This is a genomic window from Bradyrhizobium algeriense (assembly GCF_036924595.1).
In the GTDB taxonomy this organism is placed as follows: Bacteria; Pseudomonadota; Alphaproteobacteria; order Rhizobiales; family Xanthobacteraceae; genus Bradyrhizobium; species Bradyrhizobium algeriense.
Genome location: NZ_JAZHRV010000001.1, coordinates 7,138,665 through 7,161,422 on the forward strand (window position 1 = coordinate 7,138,665; position 22,758 = coordinate 7,161,422).

Sequence of the window (22,758 nt, forward strand, 5' to 3'; positions counted from 1 at the left end):
TTGCTTCAAACTACGGCCCTTCCTTTCACAACTTTGGAGAGTTACCCATTCGCCGTCCCAACAGAGCCCCGCCCGCTGCAACCAAAGACGGGCCGCGCACCAATGATGATATCCGCAACGCGCAGATCCAGCTGATCGATCAGACCGGCCTCAACCACGGAACAGTCGAGACCGTGGTCGCCATCAAGATGGCCCTCGAGGCGGGCATGGATCTCGTCGAGATTTCGCCGAACAACAATCCTCCCGTTTGCAAGATTATGGACTACGGGAAGTTCAAGTATTCGGCACAGAAGAAAGCTGCCGAGGCCCGCAAGAAGCAGAAGATCGTCGAGATCAAGGAGATCAAGCTGCGGCCGATGATCGACGATCACGATTACGACGTGAAGATGCGCGCGATGCAGCGGTTCTTCGAGGAAGGCGACAAGGTCAAGATCACCTTGCGCTACCGTGGCCGTGAAATGGCGCACCAGGAGATCGGCACCAAGCTTCTGGACAAGGTGAAGGCCGATGTCGCCGAGTTCGCCAAGGTCGAGCAGGATGCACGTTTCGAAGGACGCCAGGTCGTGATGGTGCTGGCGCCGCGCTGATTTGAATTCAGGATCGGACGATATGAAACGGCCCGTCAGATATCCGACGGGCCGATTTCGTTGTTTGAAAAGTCAGCCGCGCGTAGCCTGCCAGGTACCGTTACAATAGTCACCGGTGATGATGCCGCGCCACCAGCCCGCACCGTAGCTGCCTACAAGCCGGCCGCCGCCGCTGGCGTGGGACGCGCCGACCGAAACCCTGACCGCAACAACGCCCGCGCGACTAACTGATCCCGAAACCCTGCCGCCGCCGGCCGATGAAACCCGGCTGCCGATGACAGTGAAGGGAACACTGTAGCCTGAACTGCAATTGCCCCGCGTGGTGGCGAAGACTACGTTCCAGGTTCCGTCATAGGCTCGGATTGCCCTGGCCCCCCTCGCGGCTTCGGCGGTCACCGGGGCCGCCAGGACGGCTAGCGCGGCGAAAACGGGAAGCCAGCGCGCGGTGCGAAGGCCGGGAGAAGCGTCAAAACTGGCAATCGATCGCTGAAAACGGGTCATTGTTCCTACTCCGCACGGGATGTTTAACGACGTCAGCGATAGGTAGCGGCGTGGGGAGCCGCGGTTCATCATTGCCAATTGGCGCTTCCTCTGCCATAAGCCCGACCTTCATCGCCCGGCTGATCAAGGGCTGCCGTGTCGATGTCCGTGCGGGTTGGTTCGTTTTCGAAAAAACCTGAGCACTTTCAACGCTCTAACGAGCATTTTAAGCCGCAAAAGCGCCCCTCGGGCGCATTTTTCTGTGGCCGATAGGAGAGCCAAATGCCCAAGCTGAAGACCAAGTCAGGCGCTAAAAAGCGCTTCAAGGTGACTGCCACCGGCAAAGTGATGCACGCCCAGCGCGGCAAGCGCCACGGCATGATCAAGCGGACCAAGAAGCAGATTCGTCAGCTCCGCGGCACCCGCGTGCTGTTCAAGACCGACGGCGACAACGTCAAGAAGTACTTCTTGCCGAACGCCTGATCGCGCTCGCATTCCGCTAAAGCCGGCCGCGTCCGCGCGGCGATCCATCACCGATTTAAAAATTCAAGGATAGCAGTCATGTCTCGCGTCAAACGCGGTGTGACCTCTCACGCCAGGCACAAGAAAGTCTACAAGGCCGCCAAGGGTTTCCGCGGCCGCCGCAAGAACACCATTCGCGCCGCCAAGGCTGCGGTCGAGAAGGCCGGGCAATACGCCTTCCGTGACCGCAAGCGCAAGAAGCGCACCTTCCGCGCGCTCTGGATCCAGCGCATCAATGCCGCCGTGCGCCCGTTCGGCATGACCTACAGCGTCTTTATCAACGGTCTGTCGAAGTCGGGCATCACGGTCGACCGCAAGGTGCTGTCGGATCTCGCCATCACCGAGCCGGCGGCGTTCCAGGCGATCGCCGAGAAGGCCAAGGCCGCGCTCGCGGCGTAAAGGCGCTGGCGGCCTGAGCCGTCGCCCTTGGTTCTTCTGCGATGTTTGAGGTCGTTATGGCCGGGTAAAAAGCGCGAAGCGCGTCTTCGCGCTAGACGTCCCGGCCATCCAGGCCTTCCTTCTCGCAACGCTGTAAGACGTGGATGCCCGGGACAAGCCCGGGCATGACGGGCTAGGAGCATCGGCTTTAGCATCCTAGTCAAAAGGATCGCCATGACCGACCTAGCTCAACTCGAATCCCAGATTCTCGCCGATGTCGCCGCCGCCGGCGATGAAGCCGCCCTCGAAGCCGTCCGCGTCGCAGCGCTCGGCAAGAAAGGCTCGATCTCGGCTTTGCTCGCCACGCTCGGCAAGATGTCGCCGGACGAACGGAAGACGCAAGGCGCCGCCATCAATCTCGCCAAGGACAAGGTCACCCAGGCGCTTTCCGCGCGCCGCGACATCCTGAAATCGGCGGCGCTCGATGCCCGGCTTGCTTCGGAAACCATCGACGTCACGCTGCCGCTGCGCGAGGCGCCCGCGGAAGCCGGCCGCATCCATCCGCTGAGCCAGGTGTTCGAAGAGGTCAACACGATCTTCGCCGACATGGGATTTGCGATTGCCGAAGGTCCCGATATCGAGACCGACGATTACAACTTCACAAAACTGAATTTCCCCGAGGGCCATCCGGCGCGGGAAATGCACGACACCTTCTTCTTCAACCCGAAGGAGGATGGCTCGCGCATGCTGTTGCGCACGCATACGTCGCCGGTGCAGGTGCGCACGATGCTGAGCCAGCAGCCGCCGATCCGCGTGGTCTGCCCGGGCCGCACCTATCGCATCGATTCGGATGCGACGCATACGCCGCAGTTCCACCAGGTCGAGGGCCTCGTCATCGACAAGGGTTCGCATCTCGGCCACCTCAAATGGATCCTGCACGAGTTCTGCAAGGCGTTCTTCGAGGTCGACCACATCAACATGCGGTTCCGCCCGTCGTTCTTCCCGTTCACCGAGCCCTCGCTCGAGGTCGACATCCAGTGCCGGCGTGACAAGGGCGAGATCCGTTTCGGCGAAGGCGAGGACTGGCTCGAGATTCTCGGCTGCGGCATGGTGCACCCGAACGTGCTGCGCGCCTGCAACATCGATCCCGACGTCTATCAGGGCTTCGCCTGGGGCATGGGCCTCGACCGCATCGCGATGCTGAAATACGGCATCGCCGATCTCAGGCAATTGTTCGACAGCGACGTCCGCTGGCTCAATCACTACGGCTTCAAGCCGCTCGACGTCCCGACGCTCGCGGGGGGATTGAGCACGTGAACGCCGCCGAGACTGCCGTTGCGGAGAGCGCCCCCACCCTGACCCTCCCAGCGCGAGCGAAGCTCGTCGCGACCCGCGCGCGGGAGCGGGGACAAGAGAAGCAAACACCATGAAATTCACGTTCTCCTGGCTGAAGGAACATCTCGACACCGACGAGCCGCTGGAAAAGCTTGCCGACAAGCTCACCATGATCGGGCTCGAGGTCGAGAACATCGAGGACAAGGCGAAGGCGCTGGCGCCGTTTTCGATTGCGCGGGTGATTTCCGCCGAGCAGCATCCGAATGCGGATCGCCTGCGGGTGTGCATGGTCGATACCGGCGACGGCGGCGCACCGGTGCAGGTGGTATGCGGAGCACCGAATGCACGCGCCGGCCTCGTCAGCGTCTTTTCGCCGCCCGGCACGTTCATCCCCGGCAAGAACATCACGCTCGGCGTCGGCACCATCAGGGGCGTCGAGAGCCGCGGCATGCTGTGCTCGGCGGCTGAGCTCGAGATTTCCGAGGATCATGACGGCATCATGGAATTGCCGGCGGATGCGCCCATCGGCAAGGGCTATGCCGAATGGGCAGGCCTCGGCGATCCCGTGCTCGAAATCAATCTGACGCCGAACCGCCAGGACTGCACCGGCGTGCACGGCATCGCGCGCGATCTCTCCGCCGCCGACATGGGCAAGCTCATCGATCCCGGTATCAAACCGGTCAAGGGCGAATTTCCCTGCCCGGTGAAGGTGACGGTGGAAGACGCCACGTTGTGTCCGGGCTTCGCGCTACGGCTGGTGCGCGGCGTCAAGAATGGCCCCTCCCCCGAGTGGCTGCAGAAGCGGCTGACGTCGATCGGATTGCGGCCGATCAACGCGCTGGTCGACATCACCAATTTCATGACTTACGACCGCGCCCGGCCGCTCCACGTGTTCGACGCCAGGAAGGTGAACGGCAATCTCACCGTGCGCCGGGCCAAGCAAGGCGAAAGCCTGCTGGCGCTCGACGGCCGCACCTACACGCTCGATCCCGCGATCTGCGTAATCGCGGACGAGCACGGCGTCGAATCGCTGGCCGGCATCATGGGCGGCGAGACGTCCGGCTGCGACGAGAACACGACCGACGTGCTGATCGAATCGGCTTTATGGAACGAGATCAACATCGCTCAGACCGGCCGCAAGCTCGGCATCAATTCGGATGCGCGTTATCGGTTCGAGCGCGGCGTCGATCCGGCCTTCATGGTGCCGGGGCTCGAGCTTGCGACCAAACTCGTCATCGAGCTCTGCGGCGGCACGCCATCGGAGAACGTGGTCGTCGGTAACGCCTTCGGCGAGGACCGCATCATCGACTTCCCGCTGAGCGAGGTCAAACGTCTGGCGGGAATCGAAGTGTCGCTGGTCGAGATGCGGCGCATCCTAAGCCATCTCGGCTTCATGGTCGCCGGCAGCGGCCCGGTGGTGAAGGTCGCTGTCCCCTCGTGGCGCACCGATGTGCACGGCAAGGCCGACATCGTCGAGGAGATCGTGCGCATCGTCGGCGTCGACAAAGTGCCGATGACATCGTTCGAACGCGGCGACGACGCCCGCAAGCCGGTGCTGACCACGATCCAGAACCGCACCCGCCGCGCCAAGCGCGCGCTGGCGGTGCGCGGTATGGTGGAGGCGGTGACCTGGTCGTTCATTTCCAAACCGCATGCCGAATTGTTCGGCGGCGGACAGGCTGAGCTCGCGCTCGCGAACCCGATCGCCTCCGACCTCTCCGACATGCGGTCGAGCCTGCTGCCGGGCCTCGTCGCCGCGGCGCAGGCCAACGCCAACCGCGGTTATCAGGACGTCGCGCTGTTCGAGGTCGGCCAGATCTTCAAGGGCGACAAGCCCGAGAACCAGTTCGTTGCGGCCTCAGGCGTGCGCCACGGCTTTGCGTCCTCGAAAGGCATGGGTCGTCATTGGTCGGGCTCTGCCATGACCGATGCGCTCGATGCCAAGGCCGATGCGTTCGCCGTGCTCGCGGCCGCCGGCGCGCCGATGCAGGCGCTGCAGGTCGTGCAGGGCGGCGCGAGCTGGCTGCATCCCGGGCGCTCCGGCACCATCCAGATCGGCCCGCAGAACGTGCTGGGCTATTTCGGCGAGCTGCATCCGCGCACGCTGGAAGCGCTCTGTGCCGATGGCCCCTTGATGGCGTTCGAAGTCATCCTCGACCGCATTCCCGACGCCAAGAAGAAGCCGACCCGGGCCAAGCCGCCGCTTGAACTCTCCGCCTTCCAGCCGGTGTCGCGCGACTTTGCCTTCATCGTCGATCGCGGCGTAAAGGCCGGCGACATCGTGCGTGCGGCGCAGGGCGTGGATAAGAAGCTGATCACGGATGTGACGGTGTTCGACGTCTACGAAGGCAAGGGCATCGATCCGAACAAGAAGTCGATCGCGATTGCCGTGACGATCCAGCCGCGCGAAAAAACCCTGACGGACCAGGAGATCGATGCAGTGGCGACGAAGATCGTGGCCGAGGTGACGAAGAAGACCGGCGGCACGTTACGGGCATGATGCCGCATGAACCCTGCGGCGCTCATTCCGGCTGACGTCGGCATCAACGCGGCGATCGCGATCTCTGCGGTCGCCTTCATCTCGGGAACGGCGCGAGGATTTTCCGGATTCGGTTCGGCGCTGATCTTCATGCCGCTCGCCAGCTCCATCGCCGACCCGCGGCTCGTGGCCGCGCTGCTCCTGATCATCGATTTCGTCGCCGCCGCGCCGCTGCTGCCGGGCGCGTGGCAAAAGGCCGATCGCAAGGCGACCGCCATCATGGTGACAGGCGCGCTGATCGGCGTCCCGATCGGCACCTATTTCCTCAGCCGGCTCGAACCCGTGACGACGCGCTGGATCATTTCCGGCTTCGTCTTCGCACTGCTGTTGCTGTTGCTGTCGGGCTGGCGCTACCGCGGCAAGGACCACGCGGCGGTCTCGGTCGGCATCGGCGGGCTATCCGGCTTTTGCAGCGGGCTCGCCCAGACCGGCGGCCCGCCGATCGTCGGCTACTGGCTCGGCCGCCCGCTTCCGTCCGTGATCGCCCGCGCCAATATCCTGCTGTTCTTCGGCGCGTCGGATCTCTTTTCCGCCGTCAGCTACGCCGCGGCCGGACTGATCACGATGAATGCGATCCTTTTCGCGCTCGTGGTCGGCCCGGTCTATGCCGTCGGCGTCTGGTTCGGCGCCTCGCTGTTCGGCAAAGCCAGCGAAACCGTATTCCGCGCGATCTGCTACGCGCTGATCGCGGCGGCCGTTATCTTCGGCCTGCCGGCGCTGGATGGCGTGCTGCGCTGACGCTGCCTCAAGCTGCGTAGATCTGTAGGGTGGGCAAAGCGTAGCGTGCCCACCATCAAGAGCGAGATCTACGTTGGCATGGTGGGCACGCTTCGCTTTGCCCACCCTACGATTCCTGCATTAACCCATCACCAGATCGCAATACGCATAACCGTCGCGCTCGACGCGTTCGCCTGTCGTGACCATAAGCCGCCGCGAAAACATCGGCCCCGCCACCACGCAGGTGTGAAACTCACCGTTCTCGCCGCAAGCGTCGACGCCTTCGGGCAAATCGGCCAGCAAGGCCGCATCGAATGCGCGGCCGGCAAACGCCGCCGGCAACTGCTTCAGATCGACGGTGGCGATATGCGCCTCCAGCCCGCTTGCGATCATCGCCTGCGCCAGTTCCGCCGTCGGCCGTTCCCACAGCGGAAACACCGGCGTGATGCCGGTGCCCGCGAGTTTCTGTTCGCGATAGGCGCGGATATCTCTGAGAAAAAGATCGCCGAAGATCATGTGCGTGATGCCGTCAGCGACGGCCTGCGCGATCGCCTCGCCCATCCGCGTCTCGTAGATCTCGTTCGGACAGGGATAGGGGATCGGCACGATCCGCTGTGGCAAACGAGCGGCTTCGCATTGCGCCTGCAGTATCTCCTGCCGCACACCGTGGATCGATACCCGGCCGAACGTCTCGGTCACCGTGGTCAGCGCACCGACCACATCGAACTCGCCCGCGCGCATCACTTCAGACAGCGCAAAGGCCGAATCCTTGCCGCTCGACCAGGAGATCAGTGCTTTCGGGCGTGCCATCAGTTGATCGAGGATCCCTGCCCGCGCCGCCGCTGTTTCGCCGGCCGCGCCTCCGGCTCGGGATCCTTCAATGCACCGATCCGCCGCAACGCCGATTCCGCAGCGCGCTCGCCGCTTTCCCAGGCGCCGTCGATCGTACCCCATAGCGTTTCATGGGTGGCCTCGCCGGCCAGATAGATGCAGCCGAACGGTTCGGCCAAAGCCTTTCGCGAGGACTGCCCGCCGGGCCCGGCCGCCGACATCGCGCCGAGCGCGAACGGCGCGGCGTTCCAGCGCGTCGCGCTCGACTTCTTCACCGCGGCCGCAGCCTCGCTGCCGTACAGTTTCGTCAGCCATTCCACCGCAAACGCCACCATGGCCTTCTCGCCCTGCGCGGAGAGATCGCGGCCGAACGAACCGCCGACGTCTATCGTGCAGAGCGACGACCCGCCGATATTGGCTGATATCAGCGCTGTCTTCGTCGAATTGCTCTGTTCGATAACGACGTCGTCACGGGCGAGGCCCAGCGGATTGCCCGCCATCTGCAGCGCGATCCGGTCGTAGCTGCCGAGGCTCAGTTTCGAAGCCGCGTCGAGCATACGCTTCGGGATATCAGGCGCGAACTTGATATTGCCGGCGGCCAGCACGTTGGTCGACGCAGTGACCACCGCGGCACGCGCGGTGATCCTTCCCGCCGGCGTTTCCACGCTGACATCGCGGTTGCTCCAGACAATGCGATTGGCCGGTGTCGACAGCGACAGCGGCACCTGCTCGCCGAGCTTTGCGATCAGCGTGCCCAATCCCTGACGACAGCCGATCGCGGTATTGCGATCCTGCGCGCGGGCCTTGTCGCCGACGGAGACATCTTTCAAATCCTTGCCCGCGAAACTGGCGCCCAGCACAAATTCCACCGTGTCGGCCCAGTCGCCGAGGTCCTTCGGCAGCACGGAGGCACAGGAGACGTCGAACCGCCGCGCGGCGTCGTCGATCGCGCGATTGGCGCGAACCAGCGCGGCGAGAAATTGCTCGGTCTCGCCGGCGCGGGCGTTGCGGCGGCCGATGCGGATCTTCTGGCCCGAGGGCGCGGTCGTGATCTCGAGGCCGGCTGCGCGCGCCAGCTTGATCATCGGATTGGTCTCGGGATTGTGCATCCAGCGCGCGCCGCGATCGAACGGCACCTCGAAGGTCGAACTATCAGTCTGGCAGCGGCCGCCGATCTGGCTCGCCGCCTCCACCACGATCACCTTGCGGTTCGCCGCCATGATCCGCCGCGCCGCAGCAATGCCGGCCGCACCCGCGCCGATCACCACAACGTCAGCTTCCCGCGGCAGCGGCGCGGCCCCCGCACGCCCCCCGCAAAAAACCGGAATAGCTGCCAGACCAGCGGACGCCGACAGGAAGGTGCGGCGGGTCATTGTCATGTCATGGTTTCCGGAACCTGAAAGGAGCGAGAACAGCTAGCGAACTGTGCCGCATCTCACGTAACGCAGCAACACTCATGGTAAATCAATCATGATTGATCCGTTTGGCGCATGAACTAAATTGAAACGGCTTGCGACCATGATAAGGAAACAAAAAAAGCGGGAGAAAAGCCGCTCTGGGGGAGTTTCATGGGCGTAATGCTCGATACGATCGGCCAGGTGATTGCGGGCTACCTGCAGAAGGAAGTCCCGGGCTATGAGCCGTTCACACCCAGCGACCCCGAGCATCTGCGCGGCGTCATCGAGCCCGGCGACGTGCTGCTGGTCGAAGGCAACAACCGCATCTCCGGCATCATCAAATACCTGACACAGTCCACCTGGTCGCACGGTGCGCTTTACGTCGGCCCGGTCGACGGCGCGTTCGAACCCGACGGCGAGCCGCACGTCCTGATCGAGGCCAATATCGGCGAAGGCGTGACCTCGGCGCCGCTGTCGAAATATTATCCCTATCACACCCGGCTCTGCCGCCCGATCGGCCTGTCCTATGAGGACCGCACCACGGTGTGCCGCTACGCCATCAACCGGATCGGCTTCGGCTACGACACCAAGAATATCGTCGACCTGATGCGTTATTTGATCCCGCTGCCGGTGCCGCAGCGCTGGCGCCGCCGCATGATCGCGTTCGGCTCCGGCGATCCCACCAAAATCATCTGCTCGGCGCTGATCGCGCAGGCGTTCGACGCCGTGCGCTACCCGATCCTGCCCAAGATCACGCGTGCCGCCTCAAGAAAGGCCCGGCGCGAGATCCTGCATATCCGCGATTCCTCGCTCTACATGCCGCGCGATTTCGACATCTCGCCCTATTTCGAAATCGTCAAACCCACCATCGTGCACGGCTTCGACTACACGGCCCTGCATTGGGCCGACAAGCAGAAGCCGCTCCAGGAGGTAGCGGGCGAATTCGGTGTGTTTCCAGAGGTCAAGTCGCCGCCGCTTGTTCCTGAAGAGATTGACCAAGAAGCGCCGCTTCCGGCTGAAGAAGTGACGGTTGAAGAAGTGGCCTGCGAAACGATGATGATCGAACGCGTCACCGTCTCGGAACATTATCTCGCTGTCGAATACGTCCCGGTCCGCGCGCCGGAGCGGCGCATGAAGCCGCGCGAGATCGTGGCGTAGGGGCAAGAATTCGTAGCCCGGATGGAGCCAACGGGGCTACACGATTCCCTAAAACCTCCCCGCCAGCGTCAGCCGCACCGCCAGCGGCTCGGCCGGATGCACATGCCGGTCCGCGACGCCGCCGATCGGTTCGCCCGGCAACCGCGACAGATAGTAATACTCGATCTGGTTGGTCCGCGCGTTGAAGAGATTGAGCACGTCGAGCTGCAGTTTTAAACCATTGTCGAAGCGGTAGCCGGCTCGTGCGTTGAAGATCAGCGACGCCAGCGAACGGACGCTATCGTCCTCAATCAGCGGACGCGGGCCGAAATAGCGCGCCTTCAATGCACCAAACCAACCAGTCTCGCTGCCCAAGGTGATTGCGCCGCTCGCGATCCACGCCGGCGCGCCCGGGATGAAATTGCCGGCGGCATCGAAATCGGTGAAGCGCGCGCGGGTATAGGCAACGTCCAGATCGAATGATAGCCACGGCTTCGGCTTGTATTGGTTCACCCACTCCACGCCAACCCGGCGGCTCGGCCGGCTGGCCTCAGTGGTGCCGGCGTCGCCCACGAACAGCAGTTCGGAGTCGAAATCGAGTACAAAGACAGCGACCGAGCTTGTGAGTCCCTCGATCGCTTTCGTGCGGAAGCCAAGCTCGGCGCCCTTCGATCGCACCAATAGCGGCACGCGATCCTGCGGCGTCACCTTGTCGATCGGATCGACCGTGATCGTCGCGCCGCGGATGTCATTGCTGTGCAGGCCGTAGCCGGCATTGCCGTAGAACTCAGTCTTGTACCAGGGGCCAAGCACGATGCCGGCTTTCGGGCTCGTTATCGTCGCCTGGGCATTGCCTGAATTTTCCGGCGTGTCGCTGAGGACGCGGCCGGCGAAAACGTCCTCGCGGATGCCAACAGTGGTGCGCAGCCAGTCGTTCCAGCGCGTCGTTGTGTCGGCCCAGATGCCGACATTGCCTTCCTGCACGCGGTCCTCGCGCACGGTCGAAAGCACCGCACGCTGCTCCGTCTTGAACAGACCGACATGGATGTCGTCGTAGCGGCTTTGCATTCCGACGCGGGTTTGCGTCTCGAAGCCGCCAAACCGCCAATCGAAGGCATGCCGTGCGTCGAAGCCACCAAGGGTGCGGCGATCGAGCTGGTTGAACTGGTCGCCATTGACGGGATTATCGAGGAAATAAGTGAAGTTGTTGAAGAGCTGCAGGTCGGAGCGCACGACGTAGGCGTTGACCTTGCTCTGGCCGTACTCGCTCGATTGCGCCCAATTGCCGGACAGGCTGAAGCGGCTGGCCGTCCCGCCATCGGTGGGATCAAGCGAGCCGAAGCGGCCGATGATGCCCTGATCGATGGCGCGCTGCGCCACCTGGTCGGTCGAATTCCAGCCGTTGGAATAAGCCATCGCGGTCAGCGTGAGCCCATCGGTCGCGGTGCCCTGGCTGTAGCGCAGCACGCCGTTCATTTTCCGCACATTGTCCGGAACGTCCCACGGCCCATCGTATTTGATGCTCTCGACCGCCGCGAGCATCGTGCCCGCGCCGACCGCGGTCGATCCCGCCGCCACGCCGCGCCGGTAATCGAAGCTGCCAAATGTGACCTCGGCTAGATTTTTCGGCAGCTTGTTAAGGTAGTCGATCGCGACGGACCCGGCGGAGCTGAAATCGCCCACATCGGCGTAGTACGGACCCTTGCGGACATTCACCGATTGAATCAGCTCAGGGATCAGGAAGTTGATATCGGCGTAGCCCTGCCCGTGGCCATGCGTTGGCACGTTGACAGGCATGCCGTCGACCTTGATGGAGAGATCTGTCCCGTGGTCAAGGTTGAAGCCGCGTAGGAAATACTGATTGGCTTTACCTTCTCCGGAATGCTGGGTGACGATCAGACCGGGCACGACTTCCAGCGCCTCGCCGACACGCACGAATGGCACTGCGTTCACCTGTTCGCCGGTAAAGCTTATCGCGCTGGCGGCGGTGGGCTGCAGGGCGGCGGCGCCATCGGATGAAGTGCCGGGCGTGACGCCGCCTGCGCCCGCGGTGACCGGCTGGTTCGAGCGAACGGCGGTTCTGCTCCGCGCACCACGATTTTGCGGCTGTTTTGGCCGAGCGATCCGCTTGGGCGGCGTTGCGTTGGGAGCCGTGATGGTCACCGGTGGAAGCTGGTCAGGCTGAGACGCCGTCCACTCCTGCCCCTCGGCGGGGAGCATCAGAACGGCAGAAGAAGCCGTAGCGGAAAATATCCGCAACAAGACCCTGCGCACCGCCATGCCCCCGCATGTTTACTGCTACAAGTCTGAGAGCAACTGCACCATACCCAACCCGACATTCGCTAGCAAGGACAGTATGACGATACAATAGAAATATCATACCGGGACCAACACGGAAATCAGGATGCAACGGATCACCATCACCATTGAAGACGATCTGCTCGCCGAGATCGATGCGGCGGCGGAAGCCCGCGGCTATCAAAACCGCTCCGAGATCATCCGCGATCTCGCCCGCGCCGGACTGCAGCAAAGCGCCGAGGACGCAACTCCTTCAGGCCAATGCGTCGCTGCCCTAGTCTATGTCTACGATCACGCCGCGCGCGACCTGTCGAAACGGCTGGTGCAGAATTTCCACGGCCGCCACGATCTGTCGCTGGCGACGCTCCATGTCCATCTCGACGACGACTCCTGCATGGAGGTGACGGCGCTGAAGGGAGGGAGCGGCGAGGTCCGGCACTTTGCCGACCACATCATCGCCGAGCGCGGCGTGCGCTACGGCCGCGTGGTGATGATCCCGACGGCATCCGACAAGAAACCGAAGGCGCGCAAGCACGGCCACGACTAGCGTGGAGGCAAGAAGGCGTAGCCCGGATTACCTGTCTGAACGGCCGATCACGGCCATCAGCTCCGCGATCTTTTCCCGCTGATCGGCCTTGTTGCCGCTGGTGATCGCGTGCTCGACGCAATGCGACACATGATCCCGCAAGACCTCTTCCTCGACACGCCGCAGCGCGGCCCGCACGGCTGATATCTGCGTGACGATGTCAATGCAGTAGCGATCCTCCTCGACCATCTTGGACAGGCCGCGGACCTGGCCCTCGATCCGGCTGAGGCGCTTTTGGCAGGAAGCCTTGATGTCTTTTCGCATGCGGCCTATATACCCCTACGGGGTATAGGTTTCAAGGACCGAGCGGATGATGAACAAGAATGAAAACGCCGAGCGAAACGGCGCGTCAAAGAGCGCCTGCTGCGACCACGCCAGTCACAGCCAGCACGATCATCACACCCACACCGCTGCAACCCTCCGCGATCCCGTCTGCGGCATGAGCGTCGACCCCGCGACCAGCAAGCACCGCTTCGACTACCGCGGCGAGACCTTCCATTTCTGCTCGGCCGGCTGCCGTACCAAATTCGCCGCCGATCCCGTCTCCTATCTGGAAAAGGACAGCAGGCCGAAGGCCGCGGTGCCGGAAGGCGCCATCTACACCTGCCCGATGCATCCCGAGATCCGCCAGGTCGGCCCCGGAAGCTGCCCGATCTGCGGCATGGCGCTGGAGCCGGAGGTCGCGAGCCTCGATGCGCCGCCCAATCCGGAACTCGCCGACATGACGCGCCGCTTCTGGATCGGCCTCGTGCTCGCGCTGCCGGCCGTCGTCCTGGAAATGGGCGGGCACCTCGTCGGCGGCCATGGCTTCCTCGATCCGACGCTGTCGAACTGGATCCAGTTAGCGTTTGCCACGCCGGTGGTGCTCTGGGCCGGCTGGCCGTTCTTCGTGCGCGGCTGGCAATCGCTCGTCACGCGCCATCTCAACATGTTCACGCTGATCGCTGTCGGCACCGGCGTGGCCTATGTCTACAGCGTCATCGGCACCGTCGCGCCCGGAATCTTCCCGTCGACCTTCCGCGGCCATGGCGGCGCGGCCGCCGTCTATTTCGAATCCGCGGCCGTCATCACCGTCCTCGTGCTGCTCGGCCAGGTGCTCGAACTTCGCGCGCGAGAGGCGACATCAGGCGCGATCAAGGCGCTGCTGCAGCTCGCGCCGAAAACCGCGCGCCGGATCGGCGATGACGGCGCCGATCACGAGGTGGAAATCGATACGCTTGCAGTTGGCGATCATCTGCGCGTGCGCCCGGGCGAGAAGGTGCCAGTCGACGGCGTCATCCTCGAAGGCCGCTCCTCGCTCGACGAATCGCTGGTGACCGGCGAATCCATGCCCGTCACCAAGGAGCCGGGCGGCAAGGTGATCGCAGGTACGCTCAACCAGTCCGGCGGCTTCGTCATGCGCGCCGAAAAAGTCGGGCGCGACACGCTGCTTTCCCAGATCGTCAAGATGGTGGCGGATGCGCAGCGTTCCCGCGCGCCGATCCAGCGGCTGGCCGATCAGGTTTCCGGCTGGTTCGTGCCTATCGTCATCCTCGTCGCGCTGCTCGCGTTCGGCGCCTGGGCCTGGTTCGGGCCGGAGCCACGCATGGCGTTCGGCCTGGTCGCCGCCGTCAGCGTGCTCATCATCGCCTGTCCCTGCGCACTCGGCTTGGCTACGCCGATGTCGATCATGGTCGGCGTCGGGCACGGCGCACAGGCCGGCGTGCTGATCAGGAACGCCGAAGCGCTCGAGCGCATGGAGAAGGTCGACACGCTGGTGGTCGACAAGACGGGAACGCTGACCGAGGGCAAGCCGAAGGTGGTCGCCATCGTACCGGCAGACGGATTTGAGGAAGCCGGCATTCTGCGGCTGGCCGCGACCGTCGAGCGCGCCAGCGAACATCCGCTGGCTGACGCCATCGTACGGACGGCCAAAGAGCGCAATCTCGATTTAGGCAAGGTGGAAGAGTTCCACTCGCCGACCGGCAAGGGCGCCACCGGCAAGGTCGACGGCAAGGCGATCGTGCTTGGCAATGCGAACTTCCTGCAGTCGCTTGGCATCGACGCACATTCATTGAACGATAAGGGCGAACGTCTGCGCGGCGACGGCGCGACCGTGATCAACATGGCGGTCGACGGCAAACTTGCGGGATTGTTTGCCATCGCCGACCCCGTGAAAGCGTCGACACCGGACGCGCTGAAGGCGCTGGCGGCTGATGGCATCAAGGTCATCATGCTCACGGGCGACAACAGGACCACGGCGAATGCCGTCGCGCGGAGCCTCGGCATCGCCGATGTCGAGGCGGAGGTGCTGCCCGACCAGAAGAGCGCTGTCGTGGCCAAGCTCCAGAAGGCCGGAAAGGTCGTCGCGATGGCCGGCGACGGCGTCAACGATGCGCCGGCGCTCGCCGCCGCCGAAGTCGGCATCGCCATGGGCACCGGCACCGATGTTGCGATGGAGAGCGCTGGCATCACGCTGCTGAAGGGCGATCTGGTCGGCATCGTCCGCGCCCGGCGGCTCTCTCAGGCGACGATGAGTAATATCCGGCAGAATCTGTTCTTCGCCTTCATCTACAACGCCGCCGGCATCCCGATCGCCGCGGGCATTCTTTATCCCGCGTTCGGCCTGCTGCTGTCGCCGATCATCGCCGCTGCGGCGATGGCGCTGTCTTCGGTGAGCGTCGTCGGCAATGCGCTACGGCTAAGGATGACGCGGCTGTAAGTTCACGCCGCCCTGGCTGCCGTCCCGCGCGGCAAGCCTGCGCGCGCCAGTCCGCCATACAGCGCCTCGCCCGGCATTTCCGATTTCAGGATCGCGCGCACCGCGACCAGCTTCTCGATATCAATCCCGGTGGCAAATCCCTTGCTCTCGCACAGGAACACCAGGTCCTCGAACACCACATTCCCGGTGGCGCCCGGCGCGAACGGGCAACCGCCGAGGCCGCCCAGCGATCCATCCAGCACGCGCGCGCCGGCATCGAGCGCGGCGGAGGCGTTGGCGATGCCCATCCCTCTTGTGTCGTGCAGGTGAATGCAGATCGGCTTTGAGCCTGCGATCTTCACCGCAGCCGCCGTCAGTTCACCGACCTGCCTCGGCCCGGCATAACCAACCGTGTCGGCAATCGCGACCATGTCGACGCCGGCCTCGAACAGCTTTTCCGTCAGCCGCAGCACTTCCTTGGGATCCACGGCCCCGACGATCGAACAGCCCAACGCCATCGAAATCGCGGAGTTCACCACCGGCTTGTGCGCGCTGGCGTCGCGCAGCTCACAAAGCCGCCTGACGTTGGCAATCGCTGACTCGCGTGAGCGGTTGGCGTTGGCCTGGCTGTGTTCTTCCGTGGCCGAGACCACCGTCGCCACTTCGGCGACGCCGGAGGCCAGCGCCTCGTTGACCCCACGCTCGTTCAGCGTCAGCGCGATGCCGTAGGCGCCGGGCAGCGAGGCCACGGTCCCGATGATGTCGCGCACGTCGGCGAATTGCGGAAAGGTCTTTGCCGGCAGGAACGAGCCGACCTCGAAGTGCCGCACGCCCGCGGCATATTCATCGCGCATCCAGCGCTGTTTGGCGGAGGTCGACGGAAATGCCTTCACGAGCTGCAGGCCGTCGCGCAGGCCCACCTCGCGCAGGATGATTTTGCTGTCGGGATAGAGTTCCTGGACACGGGTCATGGCAGCCTCATGCGGCGTTGTGTTTGGAAGACGGGTCTTGCTTGTCGAGTTCAGCGCGAACGGCTTCGGTATCGGCGCCCAGTACCGCCACCTTCAGCCCTTCGCCGATATTGCCGCCGTTCCACTCCACCGGCAACGCTGGAACGCGGAACGGCGCGCCGTCGGCATTGAAATTCCGCACCAGGCCGCCGGGACGCAGCACATGCGGGTCCTGCAGCAGATCCTCGGGGCGGTTGATCGGCGAATAGGCGATATTCAACGCATCGAGCTTTGCCGACAGATCAGCGATCTTCCAGCCTTTGATCACTTCGGCAACGCGCGGAATGATTCTCCCACGCGCCAGAATGCGGTCTGTGGTGTTGCGCAGGCTCGGGTCGTCGGCAAATTCCTGCAGTCCGAACTCGCGGCAGAAACTCCACCAATGGCCCTCGGTGACGACGCCGATGAACATGCGCTCGCCGTCCGCTGTGTCGAAGATGTCGTAGATCGGCCAGGCGTGCTCGCGCTCCGGCATCGAGCGCGGCTTCCTGCCGGTCATCTCATATTCGACCATGTGTTGCGCGACCAGGAACAGGCAGTTCTCGAACAGGCCGATGCGGATGTTGGCGCCGTCCCTCTTGCCGCCCCGCTTCTCGTAAAGCGCGGCGAGAATCGCAATCGCGCCAAACATGCCGCCCATGATGTCGTTGGCGGAGGAGCCGATGCGTTGCGGCTTCTCGCGCGTCCCGGTCATGGCGGCGAGCCCCGACATCATCTGCACGACCTCGTCCAGCGCCGGCCGATGCTCGTACGGACCGGAGAGAAAACCCTTGTGACCAGCGACAATCAGATGCGGGTGTCTGCGGCGCAACTCCCTGGTGCCGAGCCCCTGTTTCTCGAGCTGGCCGTCGCGAAAATTTTCCACGAACACGTCGGCGCTTTCGAGCAGCCGATGCAGGATTTCGAGATCCTCCGCCTTGGCTAAATCAAGCACGACGCTGCGTTTGCCGCGGTTGAACAGCGGAAAGAACGAGGTTCCCATACCGCCAAGAGAACGTGTCTTGTCGCCCACCGGCGGCTCGACCTTGATGACCTCAGCGCCCAGTTGCGCGAGGATCATGCCGCAGGTCGGGCCCATCACCATATGGGTCATCTCAACGACCCTCACGCCGTCAAGCGGCAATCCCGTTCCGGTCATCGTGTGTCTCTCTCCGTAGCCGTCTTTTGACGCTCAACCTAGGCCTTCGACGGCCCTTGGGAAGGCACAATCTGTCAGACGCTGCCATTCGCTGCCGCATAACGCCGGCGCCGCCCCACGACCGGGCCAAAACCGGCACTTGTCGAACGGCTCGCGTATATCTACCTCTCGCGAAGGTTTTCACGAGAGGTTGAACCGCCATGTTGGACGCCGCCGTCAAGGCGCTTTCGCAGATCCTGTCGCCGCCGATGCGCACCATCCTGTGGCGCTCGATCGGGCTGGCGCTGGTGCTGATTACGGTGCTGGCCATCGGCTTGCAGCGCGGGTTGAGTTGGTTCGCCGAATACGGCGAGGGCTGGGCCGAAGCGATGCTGGGGCCGGGCTTCCACACGTCGCTCAACATCCTTTCCTGGATCATCTCGATCGCGGCCGGGCTCGGCGTCGTGCTCGGCGGCATTTTCCTGATGCCGGCGGTGACCTCGCTGGTGGCGAGCGTGTTCGTCGACGACGTCGCCGAGCATGTCGAGCGCGAACATTATCCGGCGGAGCGCCCCGGCGACGCGCTGCCGCTCGGCGTCGCGATCCCCGAGGGCATCAAGACGGCGCTGCTGACCATTTTGGTCTATCTGATCGCGCTGCCCTTTGTGCTGTTCGCCGGCGCGGGCTTCCTGATCTTCTTCATCGCCACCGCCTGGCTGTTGGGGCGCGAATATTTCGAACTCGCGGCGATGCGTTTCCGCTCGCCCGCTGAAGCCAAGGCGATGCGCAAGGACAATGCGGCGACCGTGTTCACCGCGGGCCTGTTCATCGCAGCTTTTGTCTCGATCCCAATCGTCAACCTGGCGACGCCATTGTTCGGCATGGCCTTCATGGTCCACATGCACAAGCGCCTCTCCGGCCCGCGGCCGGAACTGATCGAGCCGGCGCGGCGGCAGGAAATATCGGCACGCTGATCGGCGCCGTTCATTGCGACACGGTCACCCCGCACTTCCGCAGCACATTTTTCGCGAAACCGAACGGTGCCGGCGTGAAGGGGCCCGGCGGCGCGCGGGTGATCAGGGCGACGAAGAACAGTGCCGCCATTGCCAGCCAGAAGCACAGCCAAAATCCGTCGATATAGGCGAGCACGTTGGCTTCGCGCTGGACCCGCGCCGACAACGTCCCAAGCGCCCGCGCCAGGGCGGCGCCCACGCCATGGCTGGCAAAATAGTCCCCGAGTTGCTTGAGCAGGCGCGTCACGTCGAGGCTGCCGCTTTGGATGTGCAGCCCGAGATAATTGGAATGGATCTGCTCGCGCACGCGCAGCCAGGTGCCCATCAGCGCCACGCCGATCTCGGCGCCGCCGAGCCGCATGATCTGGATATAGGCGGCGAATGACGTCGCGCGGGTCGGGTCGGAATTGGACAGCGCGAGGATGATGATCGGCAACAGCGTGAGTGCCTGCCCGATCGACTGCAGGATCACGATGCCGACGAAATCGCCGCGTGCCCAGTCATGAGTCAGTTGCGTTCCCCACAGATTGGCGGCAGCGAACGCCGAAAAACCGAGGACCACCACGGCGCGCGCATCGAAATGCCGAAGCAGGACGATCGAGAATGGCACCAGCACCACCATGGGCAAGGCGCCGAAGGTCAAGAGCAGAACGCCGCTTTGTTCGGGCCGCATCAGGCCCACAACGCTGAGAAAATTCGGTACCAGCGACGAGTTGGAGAGGCTGGTCAAGGTATACAGCAGGATGACGACCAGCGAGAGCCCGACATTGCGCGAGAACAGCACGTTGACGTGCGCCCAGGGTTGGCGAACCAGCATCTCGTTGATCAGAAAGGCGATGAACAGCGCAGCCCCGGCGAGCAACAGCGCCATCACCGTGCCCGATTCCAGCCAGTCCAGACGATTGCCCTGATCGAGACCGGCATAGATCATCGAGACGGAGGTGCCGAGCAGCAGCATCCCGCCCCAATCAGCGTGCCTCAGCAGGTCGCGGTTAACAGGTTCGCTGGGCGTGCCGAGATAGATCATCAGGCCCATCAGTGGCGCTATCACCACGCCCTGCCAGTACAGCCACTGCCATCCCAGATGGTCGACATAGAAGCCGACCAGCGAGGTGGAGGTGTCGAGCGCGAACCCGACCCTGATCGAATAGATCGAGATCGCCGGCAGCCACCATTTGATCGGCAAATTGCGCAAGATGATCATCAGCGTCGCCGGCACGAAGGTGCCGAGCAGCATGCCATGCACGATGCTGAGCGCGATCAGCGTGAGGTAATCGTGCACGAACGGGATCACCAGCGAGATCAGGGCATAAACCAGGCTCGGAATGCCGAGCACGCGGCGCATCCCGAACACGGTCGCAAGCCACGCCACCGCCGGCGCGACGAATATCTGCGAGCCGATGCCCGCGGTAGAGAGCCAGGCGCCCTCGTCGAAGCCGAGCGAGAACGCGCCGCGCAGATCAGGCAGGCCTACCGACGTCAGCCGGCTGTCGAAGTTCGCCAGAAACGCACCGAGCAGCACCGCGCCGACCGCGAACAGCGGCCGCGGCGCGATCCCGCCGCGCGAAACCGGTCCGCGGTCGAGGTCATTTTCCGCCATCCGTGCCCGCCTGGCCGGTATTGATATGGGTGACGACGGACATCCCGGGCAGCAGGCGCTCCAGCAGCGGCTGGTTCTTGTCCAACTGAATCCGGACCGGGACGCGCTGAACCACCTTGGTGAAATTGCCGGTGGCATTGTCCGGCGGCAGCAACGCGAATTGCGAACCGCTCGCCGGCGCAATCCGCTCGACGCGACCGCGCAGTTTTTCGTTCGGGAAACTGTCGACGCTGATCTCGACGGGCTGACCGGGTTCGACCTGGGTCAACTGCGTTTCCTTGTAATTGGCGATCACATAGACGTTCGGCAGCGGCACGACGTTGATGAGGTTGGTGCCGATATTGACGTAATCGCCCGGCTGCACCTGCCGCTCGCCGGTGACGCCATCGAACGGCGCCACGATTTTGGTGTAGCCGAGCTTGAGTTTGGCCGCGGCCAGCGTCGCCTTGGCGCCCTCGAGGTCGGCGGCACGCTGCTTCTTGGTGCCCGACAGCACGTCGAGCTGGTGACGTTGCGCGGCGATGACGGCACGGCTCGCGCGCACGTCCGCCTGCGCCTTGGCAAAGGCCGCAGTCGCCTGTTCGAGCTTCTGGCGCGTTCCGGATTCGGTCTGCGACAGCGACTGCTGGCGCTCCTGTTCCTGACGCGCCTCGACCTCCTGGGCGGCCGCGGATACGAGCTGAGCTTCGGCCTGTGCAATTGTCGCGTATTGCAGTTCGACCTGATTGCTCAGATTGTCGAGGGCTGCCTGCGCGGCGGCGACGCTGGCCTCGGCCTGTGCGACCTGAGCCGCGTAATCGGCAGGATCGATCTGCACCAGCAAATCGCCAGCCTTGACGCGCTGGAAATCCTTCACTGCGACCGTAATCACCTCGCCGGCGACCCGGCTGCTCAACCGCGTGAGCTCGGCACGAACATAGGCATCGTTGGTGGTCTGGATCGTGGCGCTGCCAACCCAGGCATCCCAGCGCACCGTCGCCAGCGCGATAAAGACCAACGCCGTCAGCACCGCAAACAATGGAATCGTGAAGCGGCCCCAGAAGCCGCTTACCGCCGGCGACGGCTTCGGAGCTAGCGCGAGCGGCGGAGATGGGGTCCGATTTGCGGGTGGCGGACTCGTTTGATCCTGCTCGCTCACAGCGACGCCCTCAATTACGTTCCCGAGAGCCGGATTAAGACCCTCACGACATGACAACGATCATGCCTCAGACCGTCTTCTCCGGCCAACGGCAAAGATCGTTGATCAGGCATACCTCGCAGCGCGGCTTGCGGGCGAGACATGTGTAGCGCCCGTGCAGGATCAGCCAGTGATGGGCGTGCAGCATGAATTCAGACGGGATCACCTTCTCCAGCCCGAGTTCGACCTCAAGCACGTTATTGCCGGGCGCCAGCCCGGTGCGGTTGCCGACGCGGAACACATGGGTATCCACTGCCATGGTGTGTTCGCCGTAGGCCATGTTGAGCACGACATTGGCGGTCTTGCGCCCGGCGCCGGGCAGCGTCTCGATCTCGGCCCGGGTGCGCGGCACCTCACCGCCGAATTCGGCGATCAGTTTTTCCGAGAGCGCGATGACGTTCTTCGCCTTGTTGCGATAGAGCCCGATGGTCTTGATGTACTCGCGCACTTTCTCTTCACCGAGCTCCAGCATCTTCTCCGGCGTATCGGCGACCGCAAACAGCGCGCGCGTCGCCTTGTTGACGCCGGCGTCGGTAGCCTGCGCCGACAGCACGACCGCCACCAGCAGCGTATAGGGATTGAGATGTTCGAGTTCGCCCTTCGGCTCCGGATTGGCTTTGCGAAATCGGCTGAAGACCTCGTGGATCTCGGCCGGCGTCCAGGGTTTCGGCTTGGCTGACTGCTTCGCCACACGCTTCGGCACCGCCTTGGCGGCCTTCTTTGCCACTTTCTTCGGCACCGACGGAACGCTGGATTTTTTTGCGCTGATAGAGCGGGTGATTTTGGCCATGATCGGGATATACTGATACGCGATGACCGCAGGCAACGACTTTGATCCCCCGCTTGACCCGCCGACGCTGTTTTCGGCGCGGGTGACGCCGCATCGCTCGCTCAACCGCACCGGCTTTTTGGTGCTGATGACGTTCATCGGCATCGTCAGCTTTGTCGCCGGCGTCGCGTTCTGCCTGATGGGCGCGTGGCCGGTGTTGGGGTTTTTCGGCCTCGATGTACTGGTGATCTACTGGGCGTTCCGGATCAATTTCCGCAGCGCTGACGCCACCGAGGATATCGTGGTGACGCCATCGGAATTACGCGTGCGGCGGGTCAGCCATCGCGGCCGTCTGATCGAATGGTCGTTCAATCCGCTCTGGGTCCAGCTCGAACAGACCGGCGACCCCGAATTCGGCATCGAGCGGCTTTATCTGGTCTCCCGCGGCCGCCGGGTTTCGGTCGGCTATTTCCTCGGACCAGACGAAAAAGCTAGCTTTGCCAAAGCCTTACTGGCTGCGTTGCAGACCGCCAAGCGCGGTATCACATACAATCCGGTCGCGTAGGCTCTCTTTTTTGACGCGTT

21 protein-coding genes are annotated in these 22,758 nt (G+C 63.7%); 11 read left to right on the top strand and 10 right to left on the bottom strand.

Going from position 1 to position 22,758, the window contains the following annotated elements; translation table 11 throughout:
- Positions 1-47 precede the first annotated feature (47 nt).
- On the top strand, positions 48-587 hold the full coding sequence (gene infC, locus V1286_RS34310; RefSeq protein ID WP_057849055.1) for a translation initiation factor IF-3: 540 nt from the start codon (positions 48-50) through the stop codon (positions 585-587).
- A 72-nt stretch (positions 588-659) separates the two neighbouring features.
- On the opposite strand, the gene V1286_RS34315 is transcribed toward infC, so the two are convergent.
- Positions 660-1,088: a hypothetical protein gene (locus tag V1286_RS34315; RefSeq protein WP_334487539.1), complete on the bottom strand. Its 429-nt coding sequence runs from the start codon at positions 1,086-1,088 to the stop codon at positions 660-662.
- A gap of 261 nt (positions 1,089-1,349) precedes the next feature.
- On the opposite strand from V1286_RS34315, the gene rpmI reads away from it, so the two are divergent.
- The 5 genes from rpmI (at position 1,350) to V1286_RS34340 (ending at position 6,579) form a co-directional block, all read left to right on the top strand.
- Positions 1,350-1,550, top strand: a complete 201-nt coding sequence (rpmI, locus tag V1286_RS34320) for a 50S ribosomal protein L35 (protein WP_008539890.1) — start codon at positions 1,350-1,352, stop codon at positions 1,548-1,550.
- A gap of 78 nt (positions 1,551-1,628) precedes the next feature.
- On the top strand, positions 1,629-1,988 hold the full coding sequence (rplT, locus tag V1286_RS34325; protein WP_108512729.1) for a 50S ribosomal protein L20: 360 nt from the start codon (positions 1,629-1,631) through the stop codon (positions 1,986-1,988).
- A 213-nt stretch (positions 1,989-2,201) separates the two neighbouring features.
- On the top strand, positions 2,202-3,284 hold the full coding sequence (gene pheS, locus V1286_RS34330) for a phenylalanine--tRNA ligase subunit alpha (RefSeq protein ID WP_334487542.1): 1,083 nt from the start codon (positions 2,202-2,204) through the stop codon (positions 3,282-3,284).
- A gap of 109 nt (positions 3,285-3,393) precedes the next feature.
- On the top strand, positions 3,394-5,802 hold the full coding sequence (gene pheT, locus V1286_RS34335; protein WP_334487545.1) for a phenylalanine--tRNA ligase subunit beta: 2,409 nt from the start codon (positions 3,394-3,396) through the stop codon (positions 5,800-5,802).
- Positions 5,803-5,808: 6 nt separating this feature from the next.
- Positions 5,809-6,579: a sulfite exporter TauE/SafE family protein gene (locus V1286_RS34340; RefSeq protein ID WP_334487549.1), complete on the top strand. Its 771-nt coding sequence runs from the start codon at positions 5,809-5,811 to the stop codon at positions 6,577-6,579.
- A 120-nt stretch (positions 6,580-6,699) separates the two neighbouring features.
- On the opposite strand, the gene V1286_RS34345 is transcribed toward V1286_RS34340, so the two are convergent.
- Both V1286_RS34345 and V1286_RS34350 read right to left on the bottom strand, forming a co-directional pair.
- Positions 6,700-7,368, bottom strand: coding sequence for a Dph6-related ATP pyrophosphatase (locus V1286_RS34345; protein ID WP_334487552.1), 669 nt, complete (start codon positions 7,366-7,368; stop codon positions 6,700-6,702).
- A complete protein-coding gene (locus V1286_RS34350; RefSeq protein WP_334487554.1) occupies positions 7,368-8,768 on the bottom strand; it encodes a flavin monoamine oxidase family protein in 1,401 nt (466 codons plus the stop codon). Before V1286_RS34350 ends, V1286_RS34345 begins: the two co-directional genes overlap by 1 nt.
- 189 nt (positions 8,769-8,957) lie before the next feature.
- Here V1286_RS34350 and V1286_RS34355 point away from each other — a divergent pair, with 189 nt between their 5' ends.
- Positions 8,958-9,944: a C40 family peptidase gene (locus tag V1286_RS34355; RefSeq protein ID WP_334487556.1), complete on the top strand. Its 987-nt coding sequence runs from the start codon at positions 8,958-8,960 to the stop codon at positions 9,942-9,944.
- A gap of 48 nt (positions 9,945-9,992) precedes the next feature.
- Here the strand turns inward: V1286_RS34355 and V1286_RS34360 are convergent, their stop codons facing one another.
- Positions 9,993-12,203, bottom strand: coding sequence for a TonB-dependent receptor (locus tag V1286_RS34360; protein ID WP_334487558.1), 2,211 nt, complete (start codon positions 12,201-12,203; stop codon positions 9,993-9,995).
- Between the two features lie 124 nt (positions 12,204-12,327).
- On the opposite strand from V1286_RS34360, the gene nikR reads away from it, so the two are divergent.
- Positions 12,328-12,768 carry a nickel-responsive transcriptional regulator NikR gene (gene nikR, locus V1286_RS34365; RefSeq protein WP_334487561.1) on the top strand — a complete coding sequence of 147 codons (441 nt, stop codon included), beginning with the start codon at positions 12,328-12,330 and terminating at the stop codon, positions 12,766-12,768.
- A 27-nt stretch (positions 12,769-12,795) separates the two neighbouring features.
- On the opposite strand, the gene V1286_RS34370 is transcribed toward nikR, so the two are convergent.
- Positions 12,796-13,071 (bottom strand): metal-sensitive transcriptional regulator, encoded by a 276-nt coding sequence (locus V1286_RS34370; RefSeq protein ID WP_108512737.1) that lies wholly within the window; start codon positions 13,069-13,071, stop codon positions 12,796-12,798.
- Positions 13,072-13,120: 49 nt separating this feature from the next.
- Here V1286_RS34370 and V1286_RS34375 point away from each other — a divergent pair, with 49 nt between their 5' ends.
- Entirely contained in the window at positions 13,121-15,508 is a 2,388-nt protein-coding gene (locus tag V1286_RS34375) for a heavy metal translocating P-type ATPase (RefSeq protein ID WP_417021213.1), read from the top strand.
- 2 nt (positions 15,509-15,510) lie between these two features.
- Here the strand turns inward: V1286_RS34375 and V1286_RS34380 are convergent, their stop codons facing one another.
- Both V1286_RS34380 and V1286_RS34385 read right to left on the bottom strand, forming a co-directional pair.
- The gene (locus V1286_RS34380) at positions 15,511-16,458 is read right to left on the bottom strand and encodes a beta/alpha barrel domain-containing protein (protein WP_334487565.1); all 948 of its coding nucleotides are present in this window, start codon (positions 16,456-16,458) and stop codon (positions 15,511-15,513) included.
- Positions 16,459-16,465: 7 nt separating this feature from the next.
- Positions 16,466-17,635: a CaiB/BaiF CoA transferase family protein gene (locus V1286_RS34385; protein WP_334487568.1), complete on the bottom strand. Its 1,170-nt coding sequence runs from the start codon at positions 17,633-17,635 to the stop codon at positions 16,466-16,468.
- 200 nt (positions 17,636-17,835) lie between these two features.
- Between V1286_RS34385 and V1286_RS34390 the strand changes: the two genes are divergently transcribed.
- Positions 17,836-18,588 carry a sulfate transporter family protein gene (locus V1286_RS34390; protein ID WP_334487571.1) on the top strand — a complete coding sequence of 251 codons (753 nt, stop codon included), beginning with the start codon at positions 17,836-17,838 and terminating at the stop codon, positions 18,586-18,588.
- A 10-nt stretch (positions 18,589-18,598) separates the two neighbouring features.
- Here V1286_RS34390 and V1286_RS34395 read toward each other — a convergent pair whose 3' ends face one another.
- The 3 genes from V1286_RS34395 to nth form a co-directional block, all read right to left on the bottom strand.
- Positions 18,599-20,227, bottom strand: coding sequence for an MFS transporter (locus V1286_RS34395; protein ID WP_334487574.1), 1,629 nt, complete (start codon positions 20,225-20,227; stop codon positions 18,599-18,601).
- Entirely contained in the window at positions 20,214-21,365 is a 1,152-nt protein-coding gene (locus V1286_RS34400) for an HlyD family secretion protein (protein ID WP_334487577.1), read from the bottom strand. The genes V1286_RS34395 and V1286_RS34400 overlap by 14 nt, the downstream gene beginning before the upstream one ends.
- A 67-nt stretch (positions 21,366-21,432) precedes the next feature.
- Positions 21,433-22,194, bottom strand: a complete 762-nt coding sequence (nth, locus tag V1286_RS34405) for an endonuclease III (RefSeq protein WP_334490103.1) — start codon at positions 22,192-22,194, stop codon at positions 21,433-21,435.
- A gap of 22 nt (positions 22,195-22,216) precedes the next feature.
- On the opposite strand from nth, the gene V1286_RS34410 reads away from it, so the two are divergent.
- Positions 22,217-22,738, top strand: coding sequence for a DUF2244 domain-containing protein (locus V1286_RS34410; protein ID WP_334487580.1), 522 nt, complete (start codon positions 22,217-22,219; stop codon positions 22,736-22,738).
- Positions 22,739-22,758: the final 20 nt, after the last annotated feature.